The organism is Geothrix limicola, from assembly GCF_030268085.1.
Lineage (GTDB): Bacteria > Acidobacteriota > Holophagae > Holophagales > Holophagaceae > Geothrix > Geothrix limicola.
In genome coordinates this window covers 180,644-206,206 of sequence record NZ_BSDE01000005.1, presented here as the reverse complement: position 1 = coordinate 206,206, position 25,563 = coordinate 180,644, and the positions used below count along the sequence as shown (strand labels likewise).

General features: G+C 67.9%; 18 protein-coding genes and 1 pseudogene. 9 read left to right on the top strand and 10 right to left on the bottom strand.

Annotated features, from left to right (window positions below):
• Positions 1 to 236 precede the first annotated feature (236 nt).
• From QSJ34_RS13565 to glgB, 9 genes and pseudogenes are all read left to right on the top strand, one after another.
• A complete protein-coding gene (locus QSJ34_RS13565; RefSeq protein WP_285576126.1) occupies positions 237 to 1,109 on the top strand; it encodes a bifunctional helix-turn-helix domain-containing protein/methylated-DNA--[protein]-cysteine S-methyltransferase in 873 nt (290 codons plus the stop codon).
• A 48-nt stretch (positions 1,110 to 1,157) separates the two neighbouring features.
• Positions 1,158 to 1,370, top strand: a pseudogene (locus tag QSJ34_RS13560) (Ada metal-binding domain-containing protein); the annotation flags it as partial.
• Positions 1,371 to 1,387: 17 nt separating this feature from the next.
• The gene (locus QSJ34_RS13555) at positions 1,388 to 2,275 is read left to right on the top strand and encodes an alpha/beta fold hydrolase (RefSeq protein ID WP_285576123.1); all 888 of its coding nucleotides are present in this window, start codon (positions 1,388 to 1,390) and stop codon (positions 2,273 to 2,275) included.
• A 61-nt stretch (positions 2,276 to 2,336) separates the two neighbouring features.
• Complete coding sequence (locus QSJ34_RS13550; protein WP_285576121.1) at positions 2,337 to 3,203, top strand: DNA-3-methyladenine glycosylase family protein; 867 nt, start codon at positions 2,337 to 2,339, stop codon at positions 3,201 to 3,203.
• Positions 3,204 to 3,306: 103 nt separating this feature from the next.
• On the top strand, positions 3,307 to 3,759 hold the full coding sequence (locus tag QSJ34_RS13545) for a cupin domain-containing protein (RefSeq protein WP_285576119.1): 453 nt from the start codon (positions 3,307 to 3,309) through the stop codon (positions 3,757 to 3,759).
• 1 nt (position 3,760) lies between these two features.
• Entirely contained in the window at positions 3,761 to 4,189 is a 429-nt protein-coding gene (locus QSJ34_RS13540) for a MauE/DoxX family redox-associated membrane protein (protein ID WP_285576117.1), read from the top strand.
• 263 nt (positions 4,190 to 4,452) lie between these two features.
• The gene (locus tag QSJ34_RS13535; RefSeq protein WP_285576115.1) at positions 4,453 to 4,929 is read left to right on the top strand and encodes a hypothetical protein; all 477 of its coding nucleotides are present in this window, start codon (positions 4,453 to 4,455) and stop codon (positions 4,927 to 4,929) included.
• Between the two features lie 72 nt (positions 4,930 to 5,001).
• Entirely contained in the window at positions 5,002 to 5,307 is a 306-nt protein-coding gene (locus QSJ34_RS13530; protein ID WP_285576113.1) for a hypothetical protein, read from the top strand.
• Positions 5,308 to 5,331: 24 nt separating this feature from the next.
• Positions 5,332 to 7,509, top strand: a complete 2,178-nt coding sequence (glgB, locus tag QSJ34_RS13525) for a 1,4-alpha-glucan branching protein GlgB (RefSeq protein ID WP_420798857.1) — start codon at positions 5,332 to 5,334, stop codon at positions 7,507 to 7,509.
• 4 nt (positions 7,510 to 7,513) lie between these two features.
• On the opposite strand, the gene QSJ34_RS13520 is transcribed toward glgB, so the two are convergent.
• From QSJ34_RS13520 to QSJ34_RS13475, 10 genes are all read right to left on the bottom strand, one after another.
• Complete coding sequence (locus QSJ34_RS13520; protein WP_285576109.1) at positions 7,514 to 8,266, bottom strand: hypothetical protein; 753 nt, start codon at positions 8,264 to 8,266, stop codon at positions 7,514 to 7,516.
• A 6-nt stretch (positions 8,267 to 8,272) separates the two neighbouring features.
• Positions 8,273 to 10,591: an FdhF/YdeP family oxidoreductase gene (locus QSJ34_RS13515; protein WP_285576108.1), complete on the bottom strand. Its 2,319-nt coding sequence runs from the start codon at positions 10,589 to 10,591 to the stop codon at positions 8,273 to 8,275.
• A complete protein-coding gene (gene fdhD / locus QSJ34_RS13510) occupies positions 10,581 to 11,426 on the bottom strand; it encodes a formate dehydrogenase accessory sulfurtransferase FdhD (RefSeq protein WP_285576106.1) in 846 nt (281 codons plus the stop codon). Before fdhD ends, QSJ34_RS13515 begins: the two co-directional genes overlap by 11 nt.
• A gap of 83 nt (positions 11,427 to 11,509) precedes the next feature.
• Positions 11,510 to 14,575: an efflux RND transporter permease subunit gene (locus QSJ34_RS13505; RefSeq protein ID WP_285576104.1), complete on the bottom strand. Its 3,066-nt coding sequence runs from the start codon at positions 14,573 to 14,575 to the stop codon at positions 11,510 to 11,512.
• A gap of 10 nt (positions 14,576 to 14,585) precedes the next feature.
• Positions 14,586 to 15,749: an efflux RND transporter periplasmic adaptor subunit gene (locus QSJ34_RS13500; protein WP_285576103.1), complete on the bottom strand. Its 1,164-nt coding sequence runs from the start codon at positions 15,747 to 15,749 to the stop codon at positions 14,586 to 14,588.
• Between the two features lie 115 nt (positions 15,750 to 15,864).
• Complete coding sequence (locus QSJ34_RS13495) at positions 15,865 to 17,325, bottom strand: DUF6519 domain-containing protein (protein ID WP_285576101.1); 1,461 nt, start codon at positions 17,323 to 17,325, stop codon at positions 15,865 to 15,867.
• Between the two features lie 29 nt (positions 17,326 to 17,354).
• Positions 17,355 to 19,589, bottom strand: a complete 2,235-nt coding sequence (locus QSJ34_RS13490) for a hypothetical protein (protein WP_285576099.1) — start codon at positions 19,587 to 19,589, stop codon at positions 17,355 to 17,357.
• Positions 19,586 to 22,456 (bottom strand): putative baseplate assembly protein, encoded by a 2,871-nt coding sequence (locus tag QSJ34_RS13485; protein WP_285576097.1) that lies wholly within the window; start codon positions 22,454 to 22,456, stop codon positions 19,586 to 19,588. Before QSJ34_RS13485 ends, QSJ34_RS13490 begins: the two co-directional genes overlap by 4 nt.
• Positions 22,453 to 25,197 carry a putative baseplate assembly protein gene (locus QSJ34_RS13480; protein ID WP_285576095.1) on the bottom strand — a complete coding sequence of 915 codons (2,745 nt, stop codon included), beginning with the start codon at positions 25,195 to 25,197 and terminating at the stop codon, positions 22,453 to 22,455. The genes QSJ34_RS13485 and QSJ34_RS13480 overlap by 4 nt, the downstream gene beginning before the upstream one ends.
• A complete protein-coding gene (locus QSJ34_RS13475) occupies positions 25,194 to 25,556 on the bottom strand; it encodes a GPW/gp25 family protein (RefSeq protein ID WP_285576093.1) in 363 nt (120 codons plus the stop codon). The genes QSJ34_RS13480 and QSJ34_RS13475 overlap by 4 nt, the downstream gene beginning before the upstream one ends.
• Positions 25,557 to 25,563: the final 7 nt, after the last annotated feature.

Sequence of the window (25,563 nt, the reverse complement as noted above, 5' to 3'; positions counted from 1 at the left end):
TCGTTGCTCATGAAAGCTCCTTCAGGAGAGCCGCCCAGCGGGCACGAAAGCCATTCGATCGAGGTTCCCTGTCAAAACAACCCTGCAGACGAGTGAGGCTACTCAGGCGCGGGGCCGGGGTCAACGGGTCTCTTGCGCGGCCTCTGGATCGGGCCTCCTGCCTCGTCACGCGATCGCCGCAACAATCGGGTGGGAGACTGGAGCTTCCGGCCCCATCTTCGTGAAGGGAGGGTGCCATGCCCAAGAGCGACTACAGCCGGGTGGAACAGGCCATTCGTTATCTGACCGATCGCGCCGGGGAGCAGCCGGGTCTGTCGGAGGTGGCGGCGGAGGTGGGCCTCAGCGAGTTCCATTTCCAGCGCCTCTTCCAGCGCTGGGCGGGGGTGAGCCCCAAGCGCTTCCTCCAGTTCCTCACGCTGGAAGAGGCGAAGGGCCTGCTGGCGGAATCCCGCAGCCTGCTGGACGTGAGCCACGCCGTGGGCCTGTCGGGCCCGGGCCGTCTGCACGACCTCTTCCTGTCGCTGGAGCGCATGACGCCCGGCGAGTACAAGGCGCGGGCCGAAGGCCTGTCCCTGCACTGGGGCGTGGAGGACACGCCCTTCGGGCCTGCGCTGTTTGCGGCCCTCTTTTCGGCGGGGGACGGCCAGGGTGACCGCGGCCTTTGCGGCCTCTCCTTCCTGCAGGAAGGCGGTCCCGAAGGCGCCTTCGAGGAGCTGCGCGCCCGCTGGCCGGGGGCGCGGCTGGAGGCCTCGCCCGCGCGCATCCGGGCCTACGCTGAGGCGCTCAATGCGCGCATGCGGGGGCACCTGGATCAGCCCCTGAGCCTGGTGCTGAAGGGCACGCCCTTCCAGCTGCGCACCTGGGAGGCCCTGCTGCGCATTCCCGAAGGAAGGGCCGTCGCTTACCAGGATCTGGCCCGCCTCGCCGAAGCCCCGGGTGCTTCGCGCGCCGTGGGCACGGCCATCGGCCAGAACCCCATCGCCTGGCTCATCCCCTGCCACCGCGTCATCCAGGCCACGGGCGCCGTGGGCCAGTACCACTGGGGCGCGCCGCGCAAGCAGGCCATGCTCGGCTTCGAGCGGGCCCGCGCCGAAGCCCGGACGGCCTGAGCGTAATTGATTCCACGCATGCCGGAGCCCCGCTCCGAAGGAGATCCCATGTCCCCATTCGATGAGGAGGCGGCCTGGCGGGCCGTCACCACCCGTGATGCCACGGCCGATGGCCGCTTCGTCTACGCCGTCGTCACGACGGGCGTCGCCTGCCGGCCCAGTTGTCCGGGCCGGCCTGCGCGGCGGAACGTCCGTTTCTTTTCCCATGTCGCCGCGGCTCTGGCCGCGGGTTCCCGGCCTTGCAAGCGCTGCAGGCCCGACTCTTTTCAGGAGCAAGCATGATCCACCATCCCCCCGGTCAATTCGTCGAGGTGCGCGGCAAGCGTCTCTGGGTCGAACGCGAAGGACGGGGCGAACCCCTCGTCCTCCTCACGGGCGGCCCGGCCGATTCGCACTTCCTCATGCACCCCGCCTTCTCGCCGCTGGCGGACCAGTTCGAGCTCATCTACGTGGACTACGCCGGCCGCGGCCGCTCCGAGCCGCCGGTGGATGGAAAGGTCACCTTCGAAAGCGACGTGGCGGATCTGGAGGGCCTGAGAGAGGCTCTGGGCTTCGAGCGATGGAACGTCTACGGCTTCTCCTACGGCGGTCTGCTGGCTCAGGCCCACGCGCTCGCGCACCCCACGCGCGTCGCGCGTCTCGTGCTGGCCAACACCCTGCACAGCCCCGAGATGTGGCAGCTCAACCACGCGAACATCGCCCGCGAGATCGAGTTCCAGTTCCCGGAGGTGTGGGAGCGCATCCTCGAACTGAAGGCCGAAGGCGTGCCGTCTTCTGATCCACGCATGCGCGCCTGCTTCGCGGTGCACCGGCCCCTCATCCGCTTCTTCGACGCCTCCAGGGCCGCGCCGCCGGATCTTTCGGAGGAGGTGAACCCGCGGGACATGGACCTCTACTTCCGCTTCTGCGGCGCCGACATCGACTGGATCATCGGCGGCGAAGTGGCGCGGCTGCCGGATTTCAGGCCCCGGCTCAAAGAGCTCGCCATGCCCACCCTCATCCTGGCGGGGCGCTACGACCGCGCCCTCTATCCCAAGCTGCAGATGGACTTCAAACGCTGCGCGCCGCAGGCCCGCTTCGTCATGCTGGAGCGCAGCGGATCCTTCGCCCACGTGGAGGAGCCCGACACGCTGCTGCCCCTGCTGCGGGACTTTCTCACCGCATGAAGCCGATGCGGAACCCTAGGCAAGCCGCCTCCTGTGGCCAATGCTGGAAGGGGGCTCCTTCATGAGCGATCTTGAACTCAACCTGCCGAAGGATTACCGCTCGGCGGACACGCTGGCCTTCCACGGGCGTGATCCGGCGAGCCCTTCGGAGCGCGTGGCGGGAAGCCTCCTGCGCAAGGCCCTGTGGATCGACGGGCACGCGCGGGTGCTGTCGGTGCGCCTGGATGGTTCCCAGGCCGTCGCTTCGGTGACGGGCGGCGGCGCGGCGCCCGAGGCCACGGTGCGGCGCCTCCTCGGACTGCACCTGGATCCCTCCGCCTTCGAGGTGAAGGTGCGCCGCGACAAGCTCTTCGCGCCTCTCGTGAAGGCGCGGCCGGGCCTGCGGGTGCTGCTCACGGCCACGCCCTTCGAGGCCCTCGTCTGGGCCATCCTCGGCCAGCAGATCAACCTGGCCCTGGCCTTCCGGCTGCGCCAGCGCGTCCTGAGCCGCTATGGGGTCGAGGTCGGCGGCCTCGTGGCCCATCCCCGTCCGCAGGATCTGGCCATGGCCGATCCCGACGAACTCGGCGCCATGCAGGTCTCGCGGGCCAAGGCGGCCTGCCTCATCGCGCTCAGCGGCGCCGTGGCCTCGGGAAGGCTGCCCCTGGACGACCTTGCCACCTGGGATTTCGCCGAGGCCGATGCGCGGTTGTGCGCCGAAAAGGGCATCGGACCCTGGACGAGCCACTACGTGCTCATGCGCGGGCTGGGCCTGCCGGACTGCGTGCCCGTGGGCGATTCCGCCCTGGCCACCGCGCTGGAACGGGGCCTGAAGCTGGAGGCCCGCCCCGGCCCCAGGGAGGTGGCGCGGCTCATGGCCCCCTACGCTCCTCACCGCAGCATGGCCTCCTTCCATCTCTGGGCGGGCCTGAAGGGGACGCCAGCCTGACAGGGTGGTCTATCTAGAAAATCATAAATGGATCTTTTCGATAGACCATGTGGGCCCGACCATGCTCCTGGGACGTTTTCTCCCCACCTTCCCAGGAGCCACCATGACCACCGCCTCCTCCGTCCTTCCCGTCGATACCGCCCGGATCGCCTGGATTCCGCTGGCACCGGGTCTCTCCTTCAAACCCATCACCTATTTTCCTGACCTCAGCGGGTGGCAGCTCCTGCTGCGCCTGGAGCCGGGCACGGTGATCCCTCGCCACCGGCACACGGGCGAGGTGCACGCCTTCAACCTCTCGGGCACCCGGCGTCTCGATACGGGCGAGATCATCGGGCCCGGCATGTATGTCCACGAACCGGCGGGCAACGAGGACAGCTGGGAGGCCATCGGGGACGAACCCTGCATCGTGCACATCGAAGTGAACGGCCGCAACGAGTACTACGATGCGGAGGGCCGCCTGGTCCGCGTGGCCGATGCCCGGGCCTCCCGGCAGGACTACCTGGACTGGTGCGCGACCGAAGGGGTTGCACCCCACCCGACCCTGGCGGGGTGCTGAGATGCCGGCGCCTGAACGGCTCGACCGCTGGTGCGCCCGCGCGGCGCGCCTGGCCCTGGGCGCGGCCTTTCTATCGGCCGTCGCCTCCCGCTTCGGCCTCTGGCAGGGGCATCTGAGCCTGGATCGCTTCGCCCAGTTCATCGAATACACGGGGGAGGTGAATGCCTTCTTGCCGAAGGCGCTTCACCCCATGCTCGCCTGGGCTGCGACCCTGGCGGAGACCTCCCTTGGTTTGGCCCTTGTCACGGGCTTCCGCCCGCGGGAGGCGGCCCTGGGCAGCGCCGGACTGCTCAGCCTTTTTGGCATGGCCATGGCGTTGTCCCAGGGCCTCAAGTCGCCTCTGGACTACTCGGTGTTTTCGGCTGCGGGGGCGGGCCTGATGCTCTGGCGCCACGAGTTGCGAGTGCGCTGCGGGGAGGGGGCCCGCTGACCTGTTCCTGGCACGCGGGATTTCCGTGTGACACCCGGCGTCGATCGACTAGATCGATCGAACCAGGAGGAACTAGAAACGAGTGTCGGTTGCAGGATGAACCAATGGCCGTAGATCCAGTGCCAGTGCGTGTTCGAGACAATCTTGCGCGCGGTGCTTCGAGGGGTTGAAAAGTTCAGGACTCACAGGTGAATTTTCACCTTGCGGGATCCCGAAGGCGAACCACATTGGGGGTCTCGACCAGTCTCAGATAGGGGGCAGCTATGACCTTGGAAGAGACCATTCTGGACCTGACTTCCAGAACCCCCAGCGGCGGGCGTTGCCGGATTGGCGAGGAATTCTTCTCGGTCTGGTACTGCTCGGACATCTGGGAGTGGGAGTACCGCGGTGTGACCTATTTCGACGCGCAGGATCTGGCGGAAGCCATGCTTCTGGACCATTCCGCGACGCTCAGTCCCGTGTCCGATCCGACCCGCGGCATCCGCACTGGCACCGCCACGAAGGAGAAAGCGCGCGGATCGAAGGTGCCCAGGGGTGGGCCGGTCAAGACCCCCGTGCGATCCCATCACAAGGTCTTCTCCGGATCCCTCGGGTTGGGCGCCGGTCCGGTGGATCGGCCGATCCGCCACCATCGGTCCAAGGCGCGGGACGATGCCGTGAGGCGGACTCCCTGTGGCGACCCCTGCCCCTGCGCCACGCCTTGCGCGCGGGCTCCGAGCAGCCCCTCCGCTTTGGTTTGAGCGTTTCTAGCACGGTACGTCCGAGACACGGAAGACACCAGGAACCGAGATCCGATCCAGTGGGGTGGTCCCATGCAGGCCGTGGTGTTCAAGCGCGCGATGGAGATCGAGAAGTTCGAAGTGAAGGACCGGTTCGAATTCGAGGACCGCTTTCTGGCGGCGCTGATGCCTCCGCGGCCCTGCCGGGAGTACACGGAACCCCATCCGAGTCCGAGCGGGATCCGCGTCTTCCGGCATCCGGTGAACCAGGCGCTCCAGGCGCGGCCCTACCTGGAATTCGTCAAGCACATCCAGAACGAAACGCACTTCCACGTCATGCAGGAAGGCCGCTCCACGGGGCTCACGGTGGTGCTGGCGGAGGCCCCGTCCCGTGACTGATGAGCCTCGTTCTCGGCTGGTGCCATGAGGGCTTGCCTCCCCGAGGATCCCGGGGTGTCCAGGCTCGTCGAGGCGCGCCACCACGACCCCTTCTCCATCCTCGGCCGCCACGGGGCAGGCACGGAGACCGTGGTGCGGGCCTTCATACCCCATGCGCGCGAGGTGCTGCTTTTCGAAAACCTGGATCCCCTCGTACGCGTGGGCGACAGCGGCCTCTTCGAATGGCGGGGCAATGGCCAGCGCCTTCCCGAGCACCACCGCCTGATCTGGGTGGATGGCGAGCGTCGCGAGACCGTGGCCCATGATCCCTACACCTATCCGCCCCAGATCCCGGAGTTCGACCTGCACCTGTTCAGCGAGGGCAGCCACCTGCGCGCCCACCGGATGCTGGGGGCGCGCGAGCATGAGGTCGAAGGCGTGGCGGGCGTGCTGTTCGCGGTGTGGGCCCCCAATGCCGAGCGGGTGAGCGTGGTGGGGGATTTCAACCGCTGGGACGGCCGCTGCCACCCCATGCGCGTCCACCCCGGCCACGGCGTGTGGGAGCTCTTCATTCCGGACCTGCTGCCCGGGCTGCTCTACAAGTTCGAGATCCGCAACCGCGAGACGGGCCAGGTCTTCCTCAAGACGGACCCCTACGGGCAATGCTTCGAGCTGCGCCCGAGCACGGCGGCCATCGTGCCGGAGCGGTCCAGGCATGCCTGGGGAGACGGGGAATGGATGCGCCAGCGCGCCCACCGGGACTGGCAGCACGCGCCCATGTCCATCTACGAAGTGCACCCGGGTTCCTGGCAGCGGGAAGCCGATGGTGGCTTCCTCAACTACCGTGAATTGGCCCACCGCCTGGTGGACTATGTCCGCGACATGGGGTTCAGCCACATCGAACTGATGCCCATCACGGAGTATCCCTACGACCCCTCCTGGGGCTACCAGGCCACCGGCTACTACGCGCCGACGCGCCGCTTCGGCTCGCCCGACGATTTCCGCTACTTCGTGGACCACTGCCACCGCCACGGCATCGGCGTCCTCATGGACTGGGTGCCGGCCCACTTCCCCAAGGACGGCCACGGCCTCGCGCGCTTCGACGGTACGGCCCTCTACGAGCACGAGGATCCGCGCTTAGGAGAGCATCAGGACTGGTCCACCCTGATCTTCAACTTCGGGCGCAACGAGGTGAAGAACTTCCTGCTTTCCAGCGCGCTCTTCTGGCTGGAGGAATTCCATGTGGATGGCCTGCGCGTGGATGCCGTGGCCTCCATGCTCTACCTCGACTATTCCCGCCAGGAGGGCGCGTGGCTTCCGAACCAGTACGGCGGGCGGGAGAACCTGCAGGCCATCGCGTTCCTGCAGGACATGAACCGGATCCTCCACGAACAGTGTCCGGGCATCCTCATGGTCGCCGAGGAATCCACCTCGTGGCCCCAGGTGAGCCGGCCCACCTATGTGGGCGGCCTCGGCTTCGACCTCAAATGGAACATGGGCTGGATGAACGACACGCTGCGCTACATGGGGCACGAACCCGTGCACCGCAGCTACCACCAGGACCTGCTGACCTTCAGCATGCTCTACGCCTTCACCGAGAACTTCATCCTGCCCTTCAGCCACGACGAGGTGGTGCACGGCAAGGGCTCCATGCTGAACAAGATGCCCGGCGACGAGTGGCAGCGCTTCGCGAACCTGCGCGCCCTCTACGCCTACCAGTTCACCCACCCGGGCAAGAAGCTGCTCTTCATGGGCATGGAATTCGGCCAGGGGCTGGAATGGAACAGCAATGGCGTCCTGGACTGGTACGTGCTGGACTATCCCTTCCACCGGGGCCTGCAGCGGATGGTGCGGGATCTGAACGCCCTCTACCACGGCCATTCGGCCCTTCATCAGCACGAGTTCGAGTGGCAGGGCTTCGAGTGGATCGACTGCCACGACGCGCAGCAGTCGGTGCTGTCCTTCCTCCGCCACGGCGATGGGGAAGCCCTCATCGTGGTGGCCAACCTCACGCCGGTGCCCCGCCATGGCTACCGCATCGGCGTGCCCTGGCGGAGTGGTTTCGAGGAGCTCTTCAATTCGGATGCGGAATGCTACGGCGGTGGCAACGTCGGCAACGGAGACCGGGACCTGAGGGCCGAGGATCTTCCCTGGATGGGGCATTCCTGGTCCCTGGCACTCACGTTGCCGCCCCTCGGCGTGCTGGTGCTGAAGCCCAGGTAGCGCCTCAGCAGCCCCGGCGCCGGGCCTCGGAGACGAGGTGCAGGCCCAGATCCACGGGATCCACCGCCATGAGCGGCAGGCCCGCCACGAAACCCGGGCGGCCCACGCGATCATCCAGGGGGGCCTGGGGGCCGAGGCTCTGGAAGCGCGCCGCCAGCAGGCCGAGGTTGGCCAGGGTGGCCTGGGCCATCTGCGCGCCCAGGCACTGGTAGCTCATGCGGTGCTCGTAGATCATCAGGTCCGGGCCGCCATCCCCGCGCTGGATGAGCAGGAAGGGCTCCTTGGCCTGGGTGGCGCGCTCCGTCGTCTGCGTCACCTGCTTGGTCAGCATCAGGCCGCCGCTCATGACCGCGCGGCCCAGGGCGAACTTGCGCGTCGTCGTCTTCTCGACCTCCAGGGTGCTCTGGACGCGGGCCCCGCGCTGGAGCAGACATACAGCGTCGAAGGGGCAGGCATGCTCGGCTCCCTGGGCATCCTGTGCGACGAATCCATCCTCGGTCCAGGCGAGGCTGCGCACGAGGATGCGCTGGGCGTCCGTGGGCACCTCGGCGAGATCCGAGGCCCAGGCCACGAAGCCCTCCGCCGTGAAGGCCGAAACGAGGGCCTCGGGCTCCGCGGCGGCACGCAGGAGGATGCGCGGGAAGGTGCCCGTGAGCAGGCGCGCCGCGTCCGAAGGCGCCAAGCCCGCGAGCTGGGCGGCGCGGGGGATGGAACCGGGCGAGTCGGGCAGGCGGCCGAGGGTGATGAACGTGGGCATGGGCCCTCAGTGGGGCGAGAGTGTGATGAGTATGCTCTTGTAGGCCGGGGTGTGGCTCCGGCCCGTGACGTGGCCGATGGGCACCAGCACGTTGGCCTCGGGGAAGTAGGCGGCGGCGCAGCCCTGGGGGATCTCGTAGGGCACGGTGAAAAAGCCTTCGGCCCGGCGCGTCTCGCCCTGGAAATGGCTGGTGATGTCCACGCGCTGGCCCGGCAGGAGGTCGCGGCGCGCCAGATCGGCCTCGTTGAGGAAGATGACGCGCCGCCCCTTGGTGACGCCGCGGTAGCGGTCCTCCAGGCCGTAGATCGTCGTGTTGAACTGGTCGTGGCTGCGCAGGGTCATCAGGATCAACCCGCCTTCGGGCAGCGTCAGGTGCGGGATGGCGTGGCAGGTGAACTCGGCCTTGCCGCTGGGCGTATCGAAATGGCGTTGATCCCGCACGGCATGGGGCAGGTGGAAGCCACCCTCGCGCAGGCGCCGGTTGTAGCCCTCGAACCCCGGGACCACCTGCGCGATGTGATCGCGGATCAGGTCATAGTTCGCCGTCCAGGCCTTCCAGTCGACGGTCGGGGCTGCTGGATCCCGCACCAGCACGGCTTCCGCCAGCCCCGCGACGATGGCCACCTCGCTGCGCAGATGCTCGGAACCCGGCGCGAGGTTGCCCCTGGAGGGCGAGATCACGCCCATGGAATTCTCTACGCTGACGATCTGGGGGCCGCTGGCCTGGTGATCCGCCTCGGTGCGCCCCAGGCAGGGCAGGATGAGGGCCCGCCTTCCCGTGACGAGGTGGGAGCGGTTGAGCTTGGTGGAGACGTGGGCCGTGAGCCGCGTGCGGCGGAGGGCCTCGGCGGTGTAGGCCGTGTCCGGCGCCGCGGACAGGAAGTTGCCGCCCAGCGCGAAGAAGACGCCGACACGGCCCTCGTGCATGGCGCGGATGGCCTGAACGGTGTCGTGGCCATGGTGGCGCGGCGGGTCGAAGCGGAAGGTGCGTTGGAGCGCGTCGAGGAAGGCCTCGCCCGGCTTCTCGTGGATGCCCATGGTGCGGTCGCCCTGCACGTTGCTGTGGCCGCGCACGGGGCAGACGCCCGCGCCCTTGCGGCCCAGGTGCCCCCCGAGCATTAGCAGATTCACCACCTCCTGGATGCAGCCCACGGCGCTGGTCTGCTGGGTGAGTCCCATGGCCCAGCAGGCGATGGTGGCCTTGGATCCGATGAGGAGGTCCGCCGCCGCCGCGAGGCGCTCCCGCTCGAGGCCCGAGGCTTCGAGGATCTCTTCCCAGCGAGTTGCCCGGAGCGCCTCGACGAAGGCTTCGAAGCCGCGGGTGTGTTCGGCGATGAAGGCCAAGTCGAAGACGGTGCCGGGGGCGCGGTCTTCCGCTTCGAGCATCAGCTTCATGAGCCCCTTCAGGGCGGCGATGTCGCCGTTCACTTTCACCGGCAGATGGAGGGTGGCGATGGGCGTGCCGCGGCCCATCCAGGTCCAGAATTTTTGGGGGTGGGCGAAGGACTTGAGGCCAGTCTCCAGCAGCGGGTTGAGGCTGATGATCCGGGCGCCTCGCTGGGCCGCGGCCTGGAGGGTGGCGAGCATGCGGGGGTGGTTGGTGCCGGGGTTCTGGCCGAGGATGAGGATGCAGTCGGCGTGCTGGAAATCCTCCAGGCTCACGGAGCCCTTGCCGACGCCCAGGGTCTCCTTCAGCGCCACGCCGCTGGATTCGTGGCACATGTTCGAGCAGTCCGGCAGGTTGTTCGTTCCGAACATCCGGACGAAGAGCTGGTAGGCGAAGGCGGCCTCGTTGCTCGCGCGGCCCGAGGTGTAGAACACGGCCTCATCCGGCGAGGGCAGGGCGCGAAGCTCCTCGGCGAGGATGTCGAAGGCCTCTTCCCATGTGACCGGCGCGTAGTGGGTGGCGCCTTCGCGCAGCAGCATGGGGTGGGTCAGGCGGCCCGCCTTCCCGATCTCGAAATCGGACCACTGGGCCAGTTCCGCGACGGCATGGCGCGCGAAGAAGTCGGGCGTTACACGCTTCGTCGTGGCCTCCTCGGCGACGGCCTTGGCGCCGTTCTCGCAGAATTCCACCAGGTCGCGGCGGTCGTCGGGATCGGGCCAGGCGCAGCCCGGACAGTCGAAGCCGTCGCGCTGGTTCACCTTCAGCAGCTCCTTCGTGCCGCGCAGGGGCCCCATCTCGGCCAGGGCGTGCCTGGTGGCCGAGAGCACGGACGGAAGCCCGCCGGAGACGGAAGGCGGCGCCTCGACTCGGGGAGGGGCCGTCTCCAAGGGCGTCAGCTCGGGGTGGCTGGATTTCGGATTGCCCGAGCTAGACGACACGCCAGTCTCCGCTGTAGACGTTGAACCGGCCTTCCCTCAGGAAGCCCACGAGGGTCATGCCCGCCTCCTGGGCAAGCTCCACGGCGAGGCTGGAGGGCGCGCCCACGGCGGCGAGGCAGGGCAGGCCGGCCATGGAGGCCTTCTGGACGAGTTCGAAGCTGGCCCGCCCGCTGACGAGGAGCACGTGGGCGCGCAGGGGCAGCAGGCCGTCCAGCAGGGCCCGGCCGAGAACCTTGTCCACGGCGTTGTGGCGGCCGACGTCTTCGCGCAGCAGCAGCCGTTCCCCGGAGGCGTCGAAGAGGGCTGCGGCGTGCAGCCCGCCCGTGGCTTCGAAGCCGTCCTGCGCTGCGCGCAGGCGCTGGGGCAGCCGGTGGAGGAGGCTCGAGGACAGGTAGGGCGGATGGCCCGGCAGGGCGGGCGGAAAGGGGCTCTGGGCCCGCAGGGCCTCGATGGAGGCCTTGCCGCAGATGCCGCAGCTGGAGGTGGTGTAGAAATTCCGTTCCAGGCGTTGCAGGTCGACGGTCACGTGATCGTGAAGGGAGACCTGCACGACGTTGGTCCGGCCTGGCGCGGGCGCGTCCGGGCGGTGCGGGCGGACCTCGCGCAGATCCTCGGCCCCGCGGAGGATGCCTTCGGTGAAGAGGAAGCCCGCCGCCAGCTCGTCGTCGTGGCCCGGCGTGCGCATGGTGATGGACAGGACGCGCTGCTCAGACCCTTCGGGGCCCACGTGATTCAGGCGGATCTCAAGGGGTTCTTCGATGGCGAGCGCATCCGAAGCCTCCCGGCGCTCCTCCCCGCTGACCATCTGGACGGGAATCCTCGCGATGGGCGTCATTCAACCTCGACTTCGAACATGCTCACCTCTGAACCTGTCCCATTTTGCACGGGGACGGCTGTTCAGACAGGCTCGTTTTCCGTTCAGGCCTCGGAGGGGGCGTCCTGATGGGCATCAGGGCGGGCATCAGAGTGAAGGCGGCGATCCGAGGCCAGCACGAGGTAGAAGGCGGGCACGACGAAGAGGGTGAACAGGGTGCCGATGGACAGCCCGGAGAAGATGACGAGGCCCATGGCCCGCCGCCCGGCGGCGCCGGCCCCGCCGGCGATCACCAGCGGGAAGACGCCGAGCACCATGGCGGCCGTCGTCATGAGGATGGGCCGCAGGCGGATGGCGGCGGCTTCGGTGACGGCCTCTAGCTTGGATTTGCCGCTGAGCTGCAGCTCGTTGGCGAACTGCACAATGAGGATGCCGTGCTTGCTGATGAGGCCCATGAGGGTCACCAGCCCCACCTGCGTGTAGATGTTCAGGGTGGCCAGGCCGAGGTTGATGAAGATCATGGCGCCGAAGAGGGCCATGGGCACGGACACGAGGATGATGAGCGGGTCGCGCATGCTGTTGAACTGGGCCGCCAGGGCCAGGAACACGATGAGGATGGCGAATCCCAGAGTCACGAAGAAGCCGCCGGATTCCTGCACGAACTGGCGCGACACGCCGGAAAAGTCGAACTCATAGCCCGCGGGGGCGACCTCCCGCAGGGTCTTCCGGAAGAAGTCCAGCACCTCGGCCTGGGAGAAGGAGGGGCCGAAGACGCCCGATACGGTGGCGGCGTTCAGCTGCTGGAAGCGCTTGATGGACTGGGGCACCACCTCGTGCTTGAGCGTGGCCACGGTGGAGGCGGGCAGGACGGTGCCGTCCGGGGCCTTGAAGTAGTAGTTCAGCACCTGGTCGGGATTCAGGCGGTCCACCTGCAGCACCTGGGGGATCACGCGGTAGGAGCGGCCCGCGATGGAGAAGTAGTTCACGTAGCCGCCGCCGAGGGCCCCGCCGAGGGCATCGCCCACGTCCTGCTGGGTGAGGCCGAGGGTGGTGACCATGTCGCGGTCCAGTACGACGGTGCTCTGGGGCTTGTCGATCTTCAGATCCGAATCGACGAAGAAGAACATGCCGCTGGTCCGGGCCTTGTCCACCACGGACTGGGCTACCAGATCGAGGCGGGGAAATGGTTCCGTGGTCTTGATGACGAATTCCACGGGCAGGCCGAAGGCGCCGGGCAGGGAGGGCGGCTGGAAGATGGCGACGCGGGCCCCGGCCACGGAACCCCAGGTCTTCTGGAGTTCGGCCATCACCTCTTCCGCGCTGCGGTGGCGGCGGTCCCAGGGCACGAGGATGAGGCCGGCGAAGGCGGATCCGGCGCTGGTGAACTGGAACATGTGCTCGAATTCCGGAAGCTTGCTGGCCCCCTGGAAGATCTGGTCGGCGTAGGTCTGCATCTGCTGCACGGTGGCGGTGGGCGGGCCCTGGATCTGGCACATGATGAAGCCCTGGTCCTCCTGGGGCGCCAGTTCGGATTTGGACGTGCGGAAGAGGAAGACCGTCCCGCCCAGCAGCAGCAGGCCGAGGACGACGGTCACCCAGTGGGTGCGGAGGGTGCTCGCGAGGATCCGCTGGTAGTGCGCGTGGAACCACTCGAACTGGCCGTCGATGAACTTCACGAAGGCCCCGCTGTCCTGTTCCTTCTTGAAGAAGCGTCCGCACATCATGGGCGAGAGGGTGAGCGCCACCACGCCGGACACGGCCACGGCACCCGCCAGCGTGAAGGCGAATTCCGTGAAGAGGCTGCCCGTGAGGCCGCCCTGGAAGCCGATGGGCACGTAGACGGCGACGAGCACCACGGTCATGGCGAGGATGGGCCCGCCCAGCTCGCGGGCCGCCTGGATGGAGGCCTGGATGGGCGACTTGCCTTCGCGCATGTGCCGGTCCGCGTTCTCCACGACGATGATGGCGTCGTCCACCACCAGGCCGATGGCCAGCACCAGCGCCAACAGGGTGAGCAGGTTGATGGAGTAGCCCAGGGCCAGCATCACGAAGAAGGTACCCACCAGGGATAGCGGCATGGCGATAACGGGCACGGCCACGGCGCGGAAGGTGCCGAGGAAGAGGAAGATCACCACGGTGACGATGACGAGGGCTTCCAGCAGCGTCTTCACCACCTCGCTGATGGAGGTATTGATGAAGTTGGTGGCGTCGTAGACGATCTCGCCCGTGAGCCCCGTGGGCAGCTGCTTTTCGATCTCGGGGAAGCTCTCACGCACCCGCTTGGCCACCTCGAGGATGTTGGCCTCGGGGGCCACCTTGATGCCGATGAACACGGACTGGCGGCCGTTGAAGGAGACGTTGAAGGAGTAGTCGTCGGCGCCCAGTTCCACCGTGGCCACGTCCTCCAGTCGAACGATGGCGCCTCCGCTCTGGCGGATGGCCAACCGCTTGAATTCCTCGACGGTGTGCAGGCCCGTGGAGGCCGTGAGGTCCACGGTCACCATCTGGCCCTTGGTGGAACCCACGGCCGAAAGGAAATTGTTGTTCTGCAGGGCCTGGGTGACATCGGAGGCTGTGATGCCGTGGGCGGCCATGCGGCGGGGATCCAGCCAGGCTCGCAGGGCGAACTGCCGGGCCCCGAGGATCTCGGCGGTCTGCACGCCGGGCACGGAATCCAGCCGCGGCTTCACCACCCGTTCGAGGTAGTCCGTGATGTTGTTGGTGGGCAGCACGTCGCTGTAGAAGCCCATGTACATGGCGTCGGTGTTGTCGCTCATCTGCACGGTGATCACCGGCTGCTGGGCCTGGGGCGGCAGCTGGTTCTTCACGGCATTCACGCGCGTGGTGATCTCGGTGAGGGCCTTGTTCGCGCTGTAGTTCAGGCGCAACGTGGCGGTGATGGTGGATTGGCTGTTCTGGCTGGAGGACGAGAGGTAGTCGATGCCCTGGGCCTGGGCGATGGAGGATTCCAGGGGCTGGGTGATGAAGCCGCCCACCGTATCCGCATCCGCGCCGTAGTAGGCGGTCGTGATGGTGACCACCGCGTGCTCGGTGCGGGGGTACTGGTTCACGGGCAGGTTGAAGATGGAGCGCAGGCCCAGCACGAGGAGGAACAGGCTCACCACCGTGGCCACCACAGGCTTCCGGATGAAGACGTCCGTGAAGGTCATGGGCGAAGCCTCATTGTTCCTGGGGTGTGGGGGCTGGGTCGTTGGCGGGCTGCACCTTGTTGTCCACCACGACGGGCGTACCATTCCGCAGTTTCAGGGAGCCGCTGGTGACGACGAGGTCGCCCGCCTTCAGGCCCTTCAGGATGGCCACCTGGTCGCCGCGGCTCTCGCCCGTGGTGACGAAGACTTGCTGGGCCTTGGATCCCGAGGCCTTGTCGCCCTTCACGACGAAGACGATGGCGCCGTACGGGTTGTAGGTCACGGCGGCCTGGGGCAGGGTGAGGTGCATCTGTCGCGTGCCGACGTCGAGGGTTGCGTTGACGAACATGCCGGGAACGAGCAGCCGCCCCGGGTTGGCGAAGGTGGCCTCCACCTGGACGTTGCGCGTGTTCCCCTCCACCTTGGGGTTCACCGCGCTTACCTTGCCGCTGAAGGTGCGGCCCGGAAAGGCATCCAGGCTCGCATCCACCCGCTGCCCCAGGCGCACGTTCACCACGTCGCGCTGGGGCAGGAAGAAGTCCAGGTAGACCTGATCCAGCTGCTGCAAGGTGAGGACCGGCGTGCCGGGATTGAGGTAGGCGCCGGGGCTCGTGTTCACGATACCCACGCGGCCCGCGAAGGGTGCCACCAGGTGCTTCTTGGCCACCACGGCGGTCTGGGCCTGGACGGCGGCCTCCTTGGCCTTGAAATCCGCCTCGGCCGATTCGAAATCCGCGGGGCTGATGGTCTTGGCCTCGAACTGCTCCTTCGCGCGGCGCAGGGTGGCCTTGGCCAGGGCGGCCGCGGCCTGGAGCTGGCGCAGCTGGCCCGCTTCGGTGTCATCGTTCAGGCTCACCAGGGGCTGGCCGGCGCGCACCTCGGAGCCGGCCTTCGCATCGATGCTCACCACCACGCCCGCGACCTCGAAGGCCAGGTCCGCGCCCTGCCGCGCCCGGATCGTGCCCACGGCCCGGAGTGCGGGCTGCCAGGCCTCCTCCTTGGCCGGCGCCGCGCTCACCACCTGGGGCGGCTCGCCCCCGCCGGCCATGGACCGGCCGATCATGATGCCCTTGAAGACGTTGAACCCGACCAGCAGCCCCAGGAACAGGCCAACGGCGAGGATCATCAGGATCATCCGCTTCCGCGTGCTGGGCGCGGGAACGTCAGCCTCACTCTGCGCGTGCTCAAGGTCCATCGGTGGATCTCCTGTACCGGATTCCAGCCTGCTGAAACGGATACAAGGTACTTCGATTCCATCGGCGGGATCAATGGAAGGTTGGGCGAAGGTTAGGCCATAAGATCGGCGCTGCTCAGGGCATGGGCTTGGAAATGACGTCGAAGGAGCGTCGCAGGTCCTTGGTGACGCTGACGGTGCCTGATGCGACAGAAATCCGGGCCAGGGCGGCGTACTGGTGCTCGACGCCTCGCGGGGGCAGGGCGCTCGCGGTTCCGGCGGACTGGGGCCATTCCACGTCGCCGGTGGCGACCCGGGCGGGGATCAGCCAGTAGTCGCCCGTGCGGAAGAAGGCGAGGCCGTTGGTCTGGGCCAGGGCTTCGAAGAGGATCTGCACGCCATCCTCGAGGCCGATCCAATCCGTGTCCACCGTGGCCGAACCCAGGGTGATGGGCACCGCGCCGTTGGTGAGGTCCGTGGCGCTGCCCGGCTGGTCCCAGCGCCGCAGCAGGGGATGCTGGGTGGGATCATCCCCGCGGTTGGCCGTGGCGCGCAACCCGCTGACGGTCACCGACAGATCGTCGAGGGAGATACTGGTCACCTGGAGCAGAGGTTCCGCAAGATTCTGCAGGACGTAGGTGTCATCCACGATCTCCACCCAGTCGCCCACGGCGAGGCCCAGCTTCTGGTCCCGGCCCAGGTTGGCGAGGCTGAGGGTGGTGGTGGCGTTGGTGGTGTCGGCGGTGATCTTCAGGATGGGGAAGGTCACCGAGCCGTTTTCGCGGGACCACTTGAAGGTGGGCTTGTCGCTGAGCTGGCCGCCGTTGTGGACCTCCACACGGTAGAGCTGGTTCTCAAGCCCGCGGTAGCTGCTGGCGGGCGGGATGGCGCAGGGATCCGTGTCCGGCGGGTTCTGCTTCGCGCGGGCACGCAGCGTCGCGTAACTCAGCGGGATGGGAAGGTCCTGGGACAGCGCGAAGGCCGCCGGGCTGCCCGCCTTCGCCGTCGTGTCCTGGGAGGCCGCCTTCGTGAACAGCACCTTCATCGCATCGGGTTGAAGGCTCGGGAGCGCCGTGCTGGCCGCGTTCTTCCCCGTGTTCGTGGCCACTCCCGGCAGGGGATACAGCTTCACCTGCCAGACCACTTCCGCGCGGGTGGCCGTGTCCGGGCCGCCCAGGGCCACTTCGCGGATCTCGGGCTCTTCCAGCGCGGTGACGTGGCGCTCCCAGACATCGAGGTAGGCGAGGAAGTTGCCCGTCACGCCGGTCAGGAGCTTGGCCGTGGGCACGGGATAATCCGGCTGGGCGAGGAAGGAGCAGTCGGCGTCGTTTTCCACGAGGATGCCGTTCACGTAGTACCGCCCCTTGCCGATGCCGAAGTCCCCGGAGGTGGCGGAGGCGCTGATGGTGAAGCCGAGGTTGTTGGTCGGCCCGGCGCCTTCCCCCACCAGGTCCGCGGTCATCACCTGGAGCCGGTGTAGGAGGATGGCGGCCTGCTCGTTGAAATCCGCATCCAGGCTCACCCGCCCCTGCTGAAGCAGCACACGGGTGTAGTGCTCGGTGGGGTCGAAGGTCACGCGCGAAAAATCGCCTTTCATGGATGCTCCTTATCGGTTGGCAAAGGGGGTCAGTTGGCGAAGAGGATTCCGGCTTCCATGCCGGCGGGAGTGAATTCGTCGAGACGCACACGCAGGTTGGCGGCCCGCTGAGGCTGGAAGAGGTCATGGAAGGCGCCCATTTCGGATTCGTCGTCGGCGCCGCGGCGGAGCTCCTGCGCGCAGCCCTCGGCGAGCTGCCCGTAGGCCGGCTGCCCGTAGCGGCGGCTCATGAAGCGCGGTGCCATCTGTTCCCGGGCCAGGGCCACATCCGCAGGCGGCGGGTTCTTCCCCAGGGCCTGGATGGCGAGGTCGGGCTGGCAATGGTAGCGGCGGGGCGTGCGCGAACCGCTGGGCACGTGGCAGAAGCGCATGCATCCCACCTGGCGCCGCGCCACCCTCACGGTGGACGTGAAGAGGCTGTTCTCGGCGAGTTCGATGGCGTGGGTCTGGACCTGGCCGAAGACCGTGCTGCGGATGAAGCTCACCCGCGCGTAGGCCGCCGGAAGGGTGGCGGATCCCAGCGCCACGCGGTCGTCGCTGGTGGCGTCGACGATGCTGTCGCGGATGTGGATGGAGACGGGATCCAGCTTCACCTCGTCGGCCACCACGTAGATGCTGCCGAGGATGCAGTGCTCGATGCGGATGCAGGCCTGGGTGTTGTCCAGCTCGAGGCTGGCCTCGTTGGGGTGTTTGGGGTCGCAGTCGCACTGCAGGCCCCACCCGGGCACCAGGGTGCAGTGGCGGAGGGCCACTTCGCAGAGATCACCCGGATCCGTTGGCTTGGCGGCGTCTGCCGCGGGAATGGGCGTCGAGGGATCGGGTCCGTAGATCCTCAGCCCGCGTCCCGTGACGATGAAGCCGTCCAGGCTGAAGCGGCTGCCCCGGGCCCCGGTGACGCTGAAGGCATCGGGCATGTCCGCCTGGAGGTCCAGCAGGCGCAGCACGGGCCTGGTGCCGGAAGCCCCGCGGATCTGGAGGCTTTCGCCCGCCCGCAGGTCGAGGTTGAGGCTTTCGGTGTAGACGCCACTTTCCTGGACCTCCACCACGGCGGTGGGCTGGTCCGCCCGCTCGGCCATCCAGGCGCCGAGGGCCGCCAGCAGGGTGGTGTAGTCCTCGTTGGCGCCCACCCGGTAGAGCTTGTGTCCCAGCGGGTTCCGAAGGGTGCGTCGGTACTCGCCGCCGCCCATGTCGGCGCTGAACCCGTAGCGGTACGAGACGCGCACGCCCCGCTTGGGCAGCTGCCCCGTGGGGAAGACGATGCGGCCGAGCACAGGATCCACGGCCACCGTGCCTTTGACGGTGCGATAGGTCCAGTCCGTGAGGTCCGCCGGCACGATCAGAGGGGCGGGCAGGGGTTGGGGCGCGCCCTTCTTGGGCCAGTCCGGCGCCCAGATGGCGAGGCTCTTCGTATCCTCGGCGGAAGGCGCGTAGTAGGCCGTGGAGGCTTCGACGTGGTCGAGCTTGCCATCGACGAGCACGGGGCTTTCGAAGGCCCGCCTCCGGATGGGCACGGGCAGGTTCAGCTCGTCCGCGATGTGGGTGGGACTCGGTTCGGGCTGGGGCTTGTTGAACAGCGGGGTGTCGTTGCCCAGCACGCTGAAGAGGTAGCACTGAGAGCCCACCTCCTCCAGGCAGTAGGCGGGCGTTTCCGTGACCGGGTACGAGCCCAGCCGCCAGACGTAGAGCCCCACGCTGGGGATGTTGAACCGTCCGATCCCATGTCCGGAATCGATGCGCCGCACGTCCACGGTGTGGGCCAGCCGGTCGAAGGGGCCATCCACGAGATCCAGGACTTCGCCCCGGCGCAGGTCGGCGGTGCCGCCGCGCCAAAGCCGCTGATGGTTCAGGTGCTGGTTCCAGGCCAGCAGCTTGTAGAACTCCACGGCCCGGGCCGGCCAGTCCGCCACGTCTCGGGAGAGATCCTCCAGGATGGCGAGGGTGCCCTTCCGCCGCCGGTCGCGGACGGCGTTGGCCACGGCCCGGCGCGGAATGAGGAAGCGGTTCCGGAGCCGGCCCTCGCGCGTATCCACGGGGCCGGGCTCGCCCGCCTCGTGCACGGGCTCGTAGCCCACCAGATCGCCCAGGTAGGGCACGGCCCAGTCCTGGCAGGTCTCGATGAACCAGTTGGCGTACAGCTGGGCGATGTCCTGCCGGACCACGCCCACCTGCTCGTCGAGGACCGCCATCAGCTGCTTCAGAGGGTAGCCCTGCTCGGCGTCCCGCCGCTGATGGATGACCGGCAGCAGCTCGTACAGGGGGCTCATGTCAGCTCCTTCAGGTTCAGGGTGTCGGGCACGGCGGGGCTCAGGATCGTGAGCTGGGCCGCCCGGATGCGCTTGGCCGGATCGGTCTGGGTGGGATCGACCCAGGCCTCGCGGGCGGGGATCCTCGCGTGGGGCTGGTCCGCGGCCTGGAGCTGGGTGCTGAGCTGGGCGAGGTCGTCGGCGGTCACGCCTTCGGGCACGCTGTCCAGCGCGTCCACGTCCACGTAGGCCACACCCACCACGCCCTGGATGGTCTGGATGACCTCGCTGAGGTAGACGGGCTGGGCCAGATCCCGGCGTTCGAAGCCGAAGGCGTCCAGGAGGGCGGCCTGGATCTTGGGCTTCACGTTCACCCAGAGGTAGTCCGGAAGCACCTTCACGCCCGCATTGATCACCAGCAGGCGCAGCTCGCGGACATCCACGCGGATGGGCTGATAGGGATCGCCGTAGGTCCGGAAGGCCTTCTGGATGTTGGCGTAGAGATCCGAGCTCTGGTCGATGGGGATGTCGTCCACGCCCGCGATGGTGATCTCCACGAGCTGGCGGACGCCGTCCGTGAGCCTCGTGGCGCTGGCTTTACCGATGCCGCCGAAGGTCATGGCGAAGTCGGCGTAGTCCTGGACGGACACGAGGCGGTCCAGCGAAAGGGTGGCCAGGGGCGCCCGCCACCGGGCCTGATCGCGGGTGTCCTTGTCCGCGCCGCCGGAGGCGCGCAGCGGATTCACGACGGCCTTCACGCCGAGGGGTTTGGAGGCCAGCAGCGAGATCTGCCCGGCCTTGACGTTCCCGGATTTGCCGATGCCGTTGCGGTAGACGGCTGCGATGTTTTCGAGGCCCGTGGGTGGGCGCAGGCCCTGATCGCCCGTGCCGAAGACGACCGAGGTCTTGCCTTCGTTGTCCGTGCGGGTGAGGTAGGCGCGGTCCCTGGGGCCGAGGCCCGCCAGGCCCCTGGCCTCGTGCCAGAGCACCTCGTTCACGCGCACCTGCAGGGTGCTGGCGATGCCGTCCACGCTGGGCGCCGAAACGTAAGTGAGCGGGGGCTGCTTGAGCACGAAGGTCTGCAGGGGGCCCGCGTTGCCGCCGCCGAGCACCTCGTTGCGGGTTTCACCGTGGGTGGCCTTCACGACGTTGCCGTAGAGGCCCACGGTGCTGCGCTTGTAGGTGTAGGCGAGGGGCTTGGCCAGCGTCAGGGTGGTATGCACCGTGTCGCCAGCCAGGGTGAGATCCACGTCCTGCAGGACGCCCGCGATCATGGCGAGCTCCGTCCCCACGAGGCCTGGAAGGGTCTGGCTGGCGTTGATCCGCACGTCCGTGCGCTCGCCGGTCACGATGATCCAGCGGCCCGCCTTGAAATCCGAGTACAGGTCGTCGAGCGTGATCTGGGAGCCTTTGACATCGTCGGGAATGGGTTCCTGGGCGAGGCCGAGCCGTTCGGCGCCCGCGTAGACCAGGGTCTTCCGGAGGTTGTCGATGGTGGTTCCGGTGTAGCCCGGCCAGGAGGAGGGCGTCAGATCGAGCCTAGAGCTCTTGCCGTTGAGACCGTAGGCCGACCTCGCCACCTCCGTATGGGTGCCCACGTCGGAATAGGTGTACGTGCCATCGGGAGCCTGGATGGCCACGGGGCTTCCGTTGCTGATGCTGCCGTAGAAGGTGTCGAGGAAGAGCAGGTCGGCGCCCTCGCCGGAGGGGGACCAATCGGACTGGCTGGTGACCTTGTTGTCAGAACCGAAATTGGGCGTCTTGTTGGCGGTGTAGCCGAAGGGATTCGCGATGACGCGCATGGCGTAGACGGCCGTGAGCGGCGAGTAGGCGTAGTCCAGGAACGACACGGCCCAGGCCTGGTAGAAGTAGGCGGCCGCCAGGGGGTAGAACTGGGACAGGAGCTGGGGGTGGACGTCCGCGCTGGCATTGAACACCTGGGACACGGATCGCGCCAGGTTGGCGGCGCTGGCCAGCTGAGGTGTGGCGGGCACGGACAGGCTGGGGGCGAGGAAGGACAGGGCGTCGAGGGGGATGACGCCTTGGCCATCACCGTCTCCCTTGGTGCTGCTCATCATGTGGGTGGTGCTGAACGCGGTGCCGAACGCAGTGGCAGCGTGGGCCGCGGCGGCCAAGGGCTGGGCGGTTTCCTGGAGGATCACCTGGGTGCGCTGGGCCGTGTAGTCGGCCTTCACCGTCTTCACGTGCCGGAGCAGCCGCGTGCCGTTGAAATCGAAGAGCAGGCCGTCGCCCGGATTCAGCTTGGTGGCCGTGCCGTCGAAGTAGACCGTGTCCGTCGTCAGGGCCTTTTCCGAATAGTTGTAGTCGATGCGCTGGGGCCGGGTGGGACGGGGCTTCAGGAGGTTCCATTCCACGCGGGCTTCGAGATCTTCAGAGGTTTCGAAGGTCTGGGCGGTCTCGCCGGGATCGGGAATGCTCTGGGCCTTCGACCCCGCGGGAACCACCACAGGCAGGGATTTGTTCTCCAGGGTGTAGGCGAAGTAGACCGACGCCGCGACGCCGGGCCGGAGCCGATAGCCCACCAGGTTCGCCAGTTCGAGCACCGAGCGGCGCTCCGTGGCGGTGCGCACGTAGCCTTCGTTGGCGATCCGTTCCTGGTAGAAGGTCAGCACATCGCCCACGCAGGCCCAGGCGTCCAGCAGGGCGATGGCGGGATCCGAGGCCTCGCGGGTGCGAAGGCCAGCCAGGGCGGGATAGTCCGCCGAACTGAGGCGGGCCTTCATGGTTTCCAGGAAGGTGCCCTGCGTGCCCACGCGGTAGGTGAGGGCTGGCAGGCCTGGGCGGTTGGAGATCGTCCTCGGCGTGAGGACCTGGGTGCCCTGGCAGCAGCCACAGGGCTGACCGGGCGCGCATCCGCAGTTGCTCATCGTCCACCTCGCATCACCAGATGGAACTGCCCGTGCTCGGGGAAGTCCGGATCGTTGTCCACCTGGGCGATCTGGCCCGTGCCCAGGGGAAGCAGGCCCTTTTCGATCTCGCCGTTGGGGCCTTCGTAGAGGCGCTCCAGCCGCGTCACCTCCACGTGCTGCACGCCCGGCGCCGCCTGGGCCGCGGCCACGAGCTGGCTGAGGTAGACGCCGTCTCCGAAGCCGAGCCGATCCGGGTGGAAGAAGCCCAGGCTGCCGTCGGGCAGGGCCCGGTCGCTGAAGATCTGCAGCAGGGCGGCCTCCACATGGCCGCGAAGGTAGTCGGGCCGGACGCACACCGTGAGTTCGATGTCCAAGGGCACGTATTCCGCGGCGACGACTTCGAGGTCGTGGCCCATCCGCCGGTAGGGGTGCAGGGCGCCTTCGACGTCTTCGAGGAAGGCGGGATCCGGCGTTTCGGTGCCGAGGGGATCCACGGCCACCCGGGCCTCGTACCAGCTGCCCATCCAGGCCAGCTTCGCATCGGCGCCCTGGAGCGCGGGTTGGCGCTCGGCGAGGGTGGCGTAGTCGGCGGCCGTGATGGCGCGCATGATCTGTTCGAGGAAGGCCGTGGGGGCCAGCAGCTTGGCCTGGGCCGTGGTTTCCTGCGGGGTTCCGCCCTGGGCGGGCAGGGGATTGCGCGGCTTCAGCGTCACGCCGTCGAGCAGGCCCTGGCGCAGCCCGGCGAACCGGATGGCTTCGGCGCCCACGTTGCCATCGGGCCCGTTGCCCAGGCGATAGCGGGCCTTGAAGGTGGCACCGGCCACGGGCTGCAGGCCCAGCTCGCCGTCACCGAAACGCAGGTGGGCAATGCCCTGATCGTCCTCCTCCACGACGAAGGCCGCGTCGTCTCCCTCGCTTTCGATGAGATCGTAGCGGGGCCACCAGGGGCGGATGAGGCGATGGAGGTCCGTCTGCAGCGAGGCCAGCAGATCGGCGTCCAGAGGTGCGTCCGGAGCCAGGGCCTCGATGAGCTGGCGGGTCTGCAGCGACAGCATGGCCTTCACGGCCTGAGCGGTGAGATCGTGGCTGTTCTGCATCTGGCGCACGAGGGTCGTGGGGTCGTCCAGCACCTCGGGGCCCAGCAGGGCGGCCTCCTCGGGCTTCATGGAGGGCACGCTGAACAGGCGCACCTGGGGCAGGGCCTCGCGGGGATCCTGCAGCAGCAGGGGACTGGCGCAGACTGAAGGTGGGAGCGGCTCCGCATAGGTGAGGGGCGAACGCTGCAGGGTGGGCTCGAAAGCGCCTGCCCGTTCGGTGACGTCCACCACGGCGCCTTCGCAGGCGCAGGCGCCCACCACCTCGTCCGTGGGCACGACGCCCAGGGTTTCGGTGGGCAGGCTGAGGCCGTGATCCACGAGCACCACGTTGCCGCGGGCCACGCTGACATTCGCGAGGGGGCCGCAGTCCGGGGCCGGGAGCCGGGAGGACAGGCAGAGCGGGAAGGGCAGGGCATCCTGCGGCGACCAGGCGATGTTCAGCACCATGCGCCCGTAGACGGGATCCACGTCCTGGACGACTCGGGTGAGGCGCACCACGCAGCGGTGGGTGGGATCGGCATCCGCGGGGTTGCCGGTGTCGGGGCCCAGCACTTCTTCCAGGAGGAGGTCGTCGCCCACCTGCAGGTGCAAGGCACGCGAGGTGCTCACGGCGCCATCGGTGCTGGTGATGGAGATCTCATCGAGAAGGGTCGCTTCGGTGCTCCCCTTGGGCAGGCAGCAGAGCTCGTCGCCCCAGGTGTAGAAGGGGATCTCGTCATGGGTCGCCCAGAAGGCAAGCGACGTGACGGAAGGATCCACCAGGGGTTCGAAGGCCTCATAGGCGCTCAGGGCCGCATCCTGCAGATCTGTGGGCGCGAGGAGCTTGCCTTCAGAAAGGACGAGGCCCTCCACCTTGGTGATGAAAAAAAGCTGCGCGGGGTCCACGGTCACGTCGGTGTTGGTGCTCACACAGACCCAGGCGCGGGCGTTGCAGCCTTCGTGCAGGCGGTAGTCCACCAGCCGCCCGTGGCGGCGCACGGAGATCCGCTGCCGGGCCGTGCCCAGGTAGGCCTCGGTGCCCACGGCGTCCTGGTAGTAGCTCAGGTAGTCGCCGGTGTAGGCGAGCAACTCCACGAGGGTGATGCCCAGGTCCGGCACGTGCCGCTCCTGCCAGTCGGGCATGAGCAGGTTCAGGCGATCGAGGATCAGTTGGCGGAAGCTTTCGTAATCCTTGGCCAGGTAGTTCAGATCCGGTTCGGGGGGCAGGTCCGGCGGGCAGACGCGCTCATCCTTGCAGTCCAGGTCCGAGGGGCAGTCCTGGCGGAAGCGGAAGTCCACGCAGAGGTAGCGGGGATCGAAGCCGGGAAAGGCCGTGGCCGCCGCCGCGCTGGCCTCCAGGGTGAGAACGGGAGGCAGGCTCACGAGGCAGAGCGTGTACGTCGAGAAGTCGCCCTTCTGATCCAAGGTCAGGTTCAGGCAGTCATCCAGTTCGGGATCATCCGCGTGATTCACCTGCACCGACAGGATCTTCAGGTCGCGCACGCGGCGGCCGCCGGTGATGCGCAGGTTCGCGGCCGTGAGGCCATCGGGGATCGGGCCGAAGAAGTGCACACACAGGGAGGGCGGATCGTCCGTGACCTCCACGTAGTCGAGGCCGTTCCAGCCCTGCTCGTGAAGGGTGCGGCGGCGGTCCTCGTCCAGGCAGACCAGGGTCTGGTTCATACGGCGCCTCCTTGGATGAAGGTCTCGGAGCGCAGGTCCCCCGTTCGTTTCACGCGGTAGGACAAGGTGACCTGCAGCGTGGAATCCTGGGCGAGGACATCCAGGGATTGGATGTCGATGAGATCGCCCAGCCAGCGGCTGAGGGCAGCCTTCACCGTGAACTGGAGGGTGGCCGCCAGTTCGGGGCTGTTGGGCGCGAAGACCATCTGCATCAGACCGCTGCCGAAGTCGGGGCGGTTCACCCGCTCGCCAGGATTCGTGAAGAGCAGCTCTTCGATCATGTCGCGGATGTGATCGTCGGGGCCCGTGCTGGCCGTGCGGCCGCGGACGTCGAAATGGAAGGGGAAGTCGATGTCCATGGCGGCC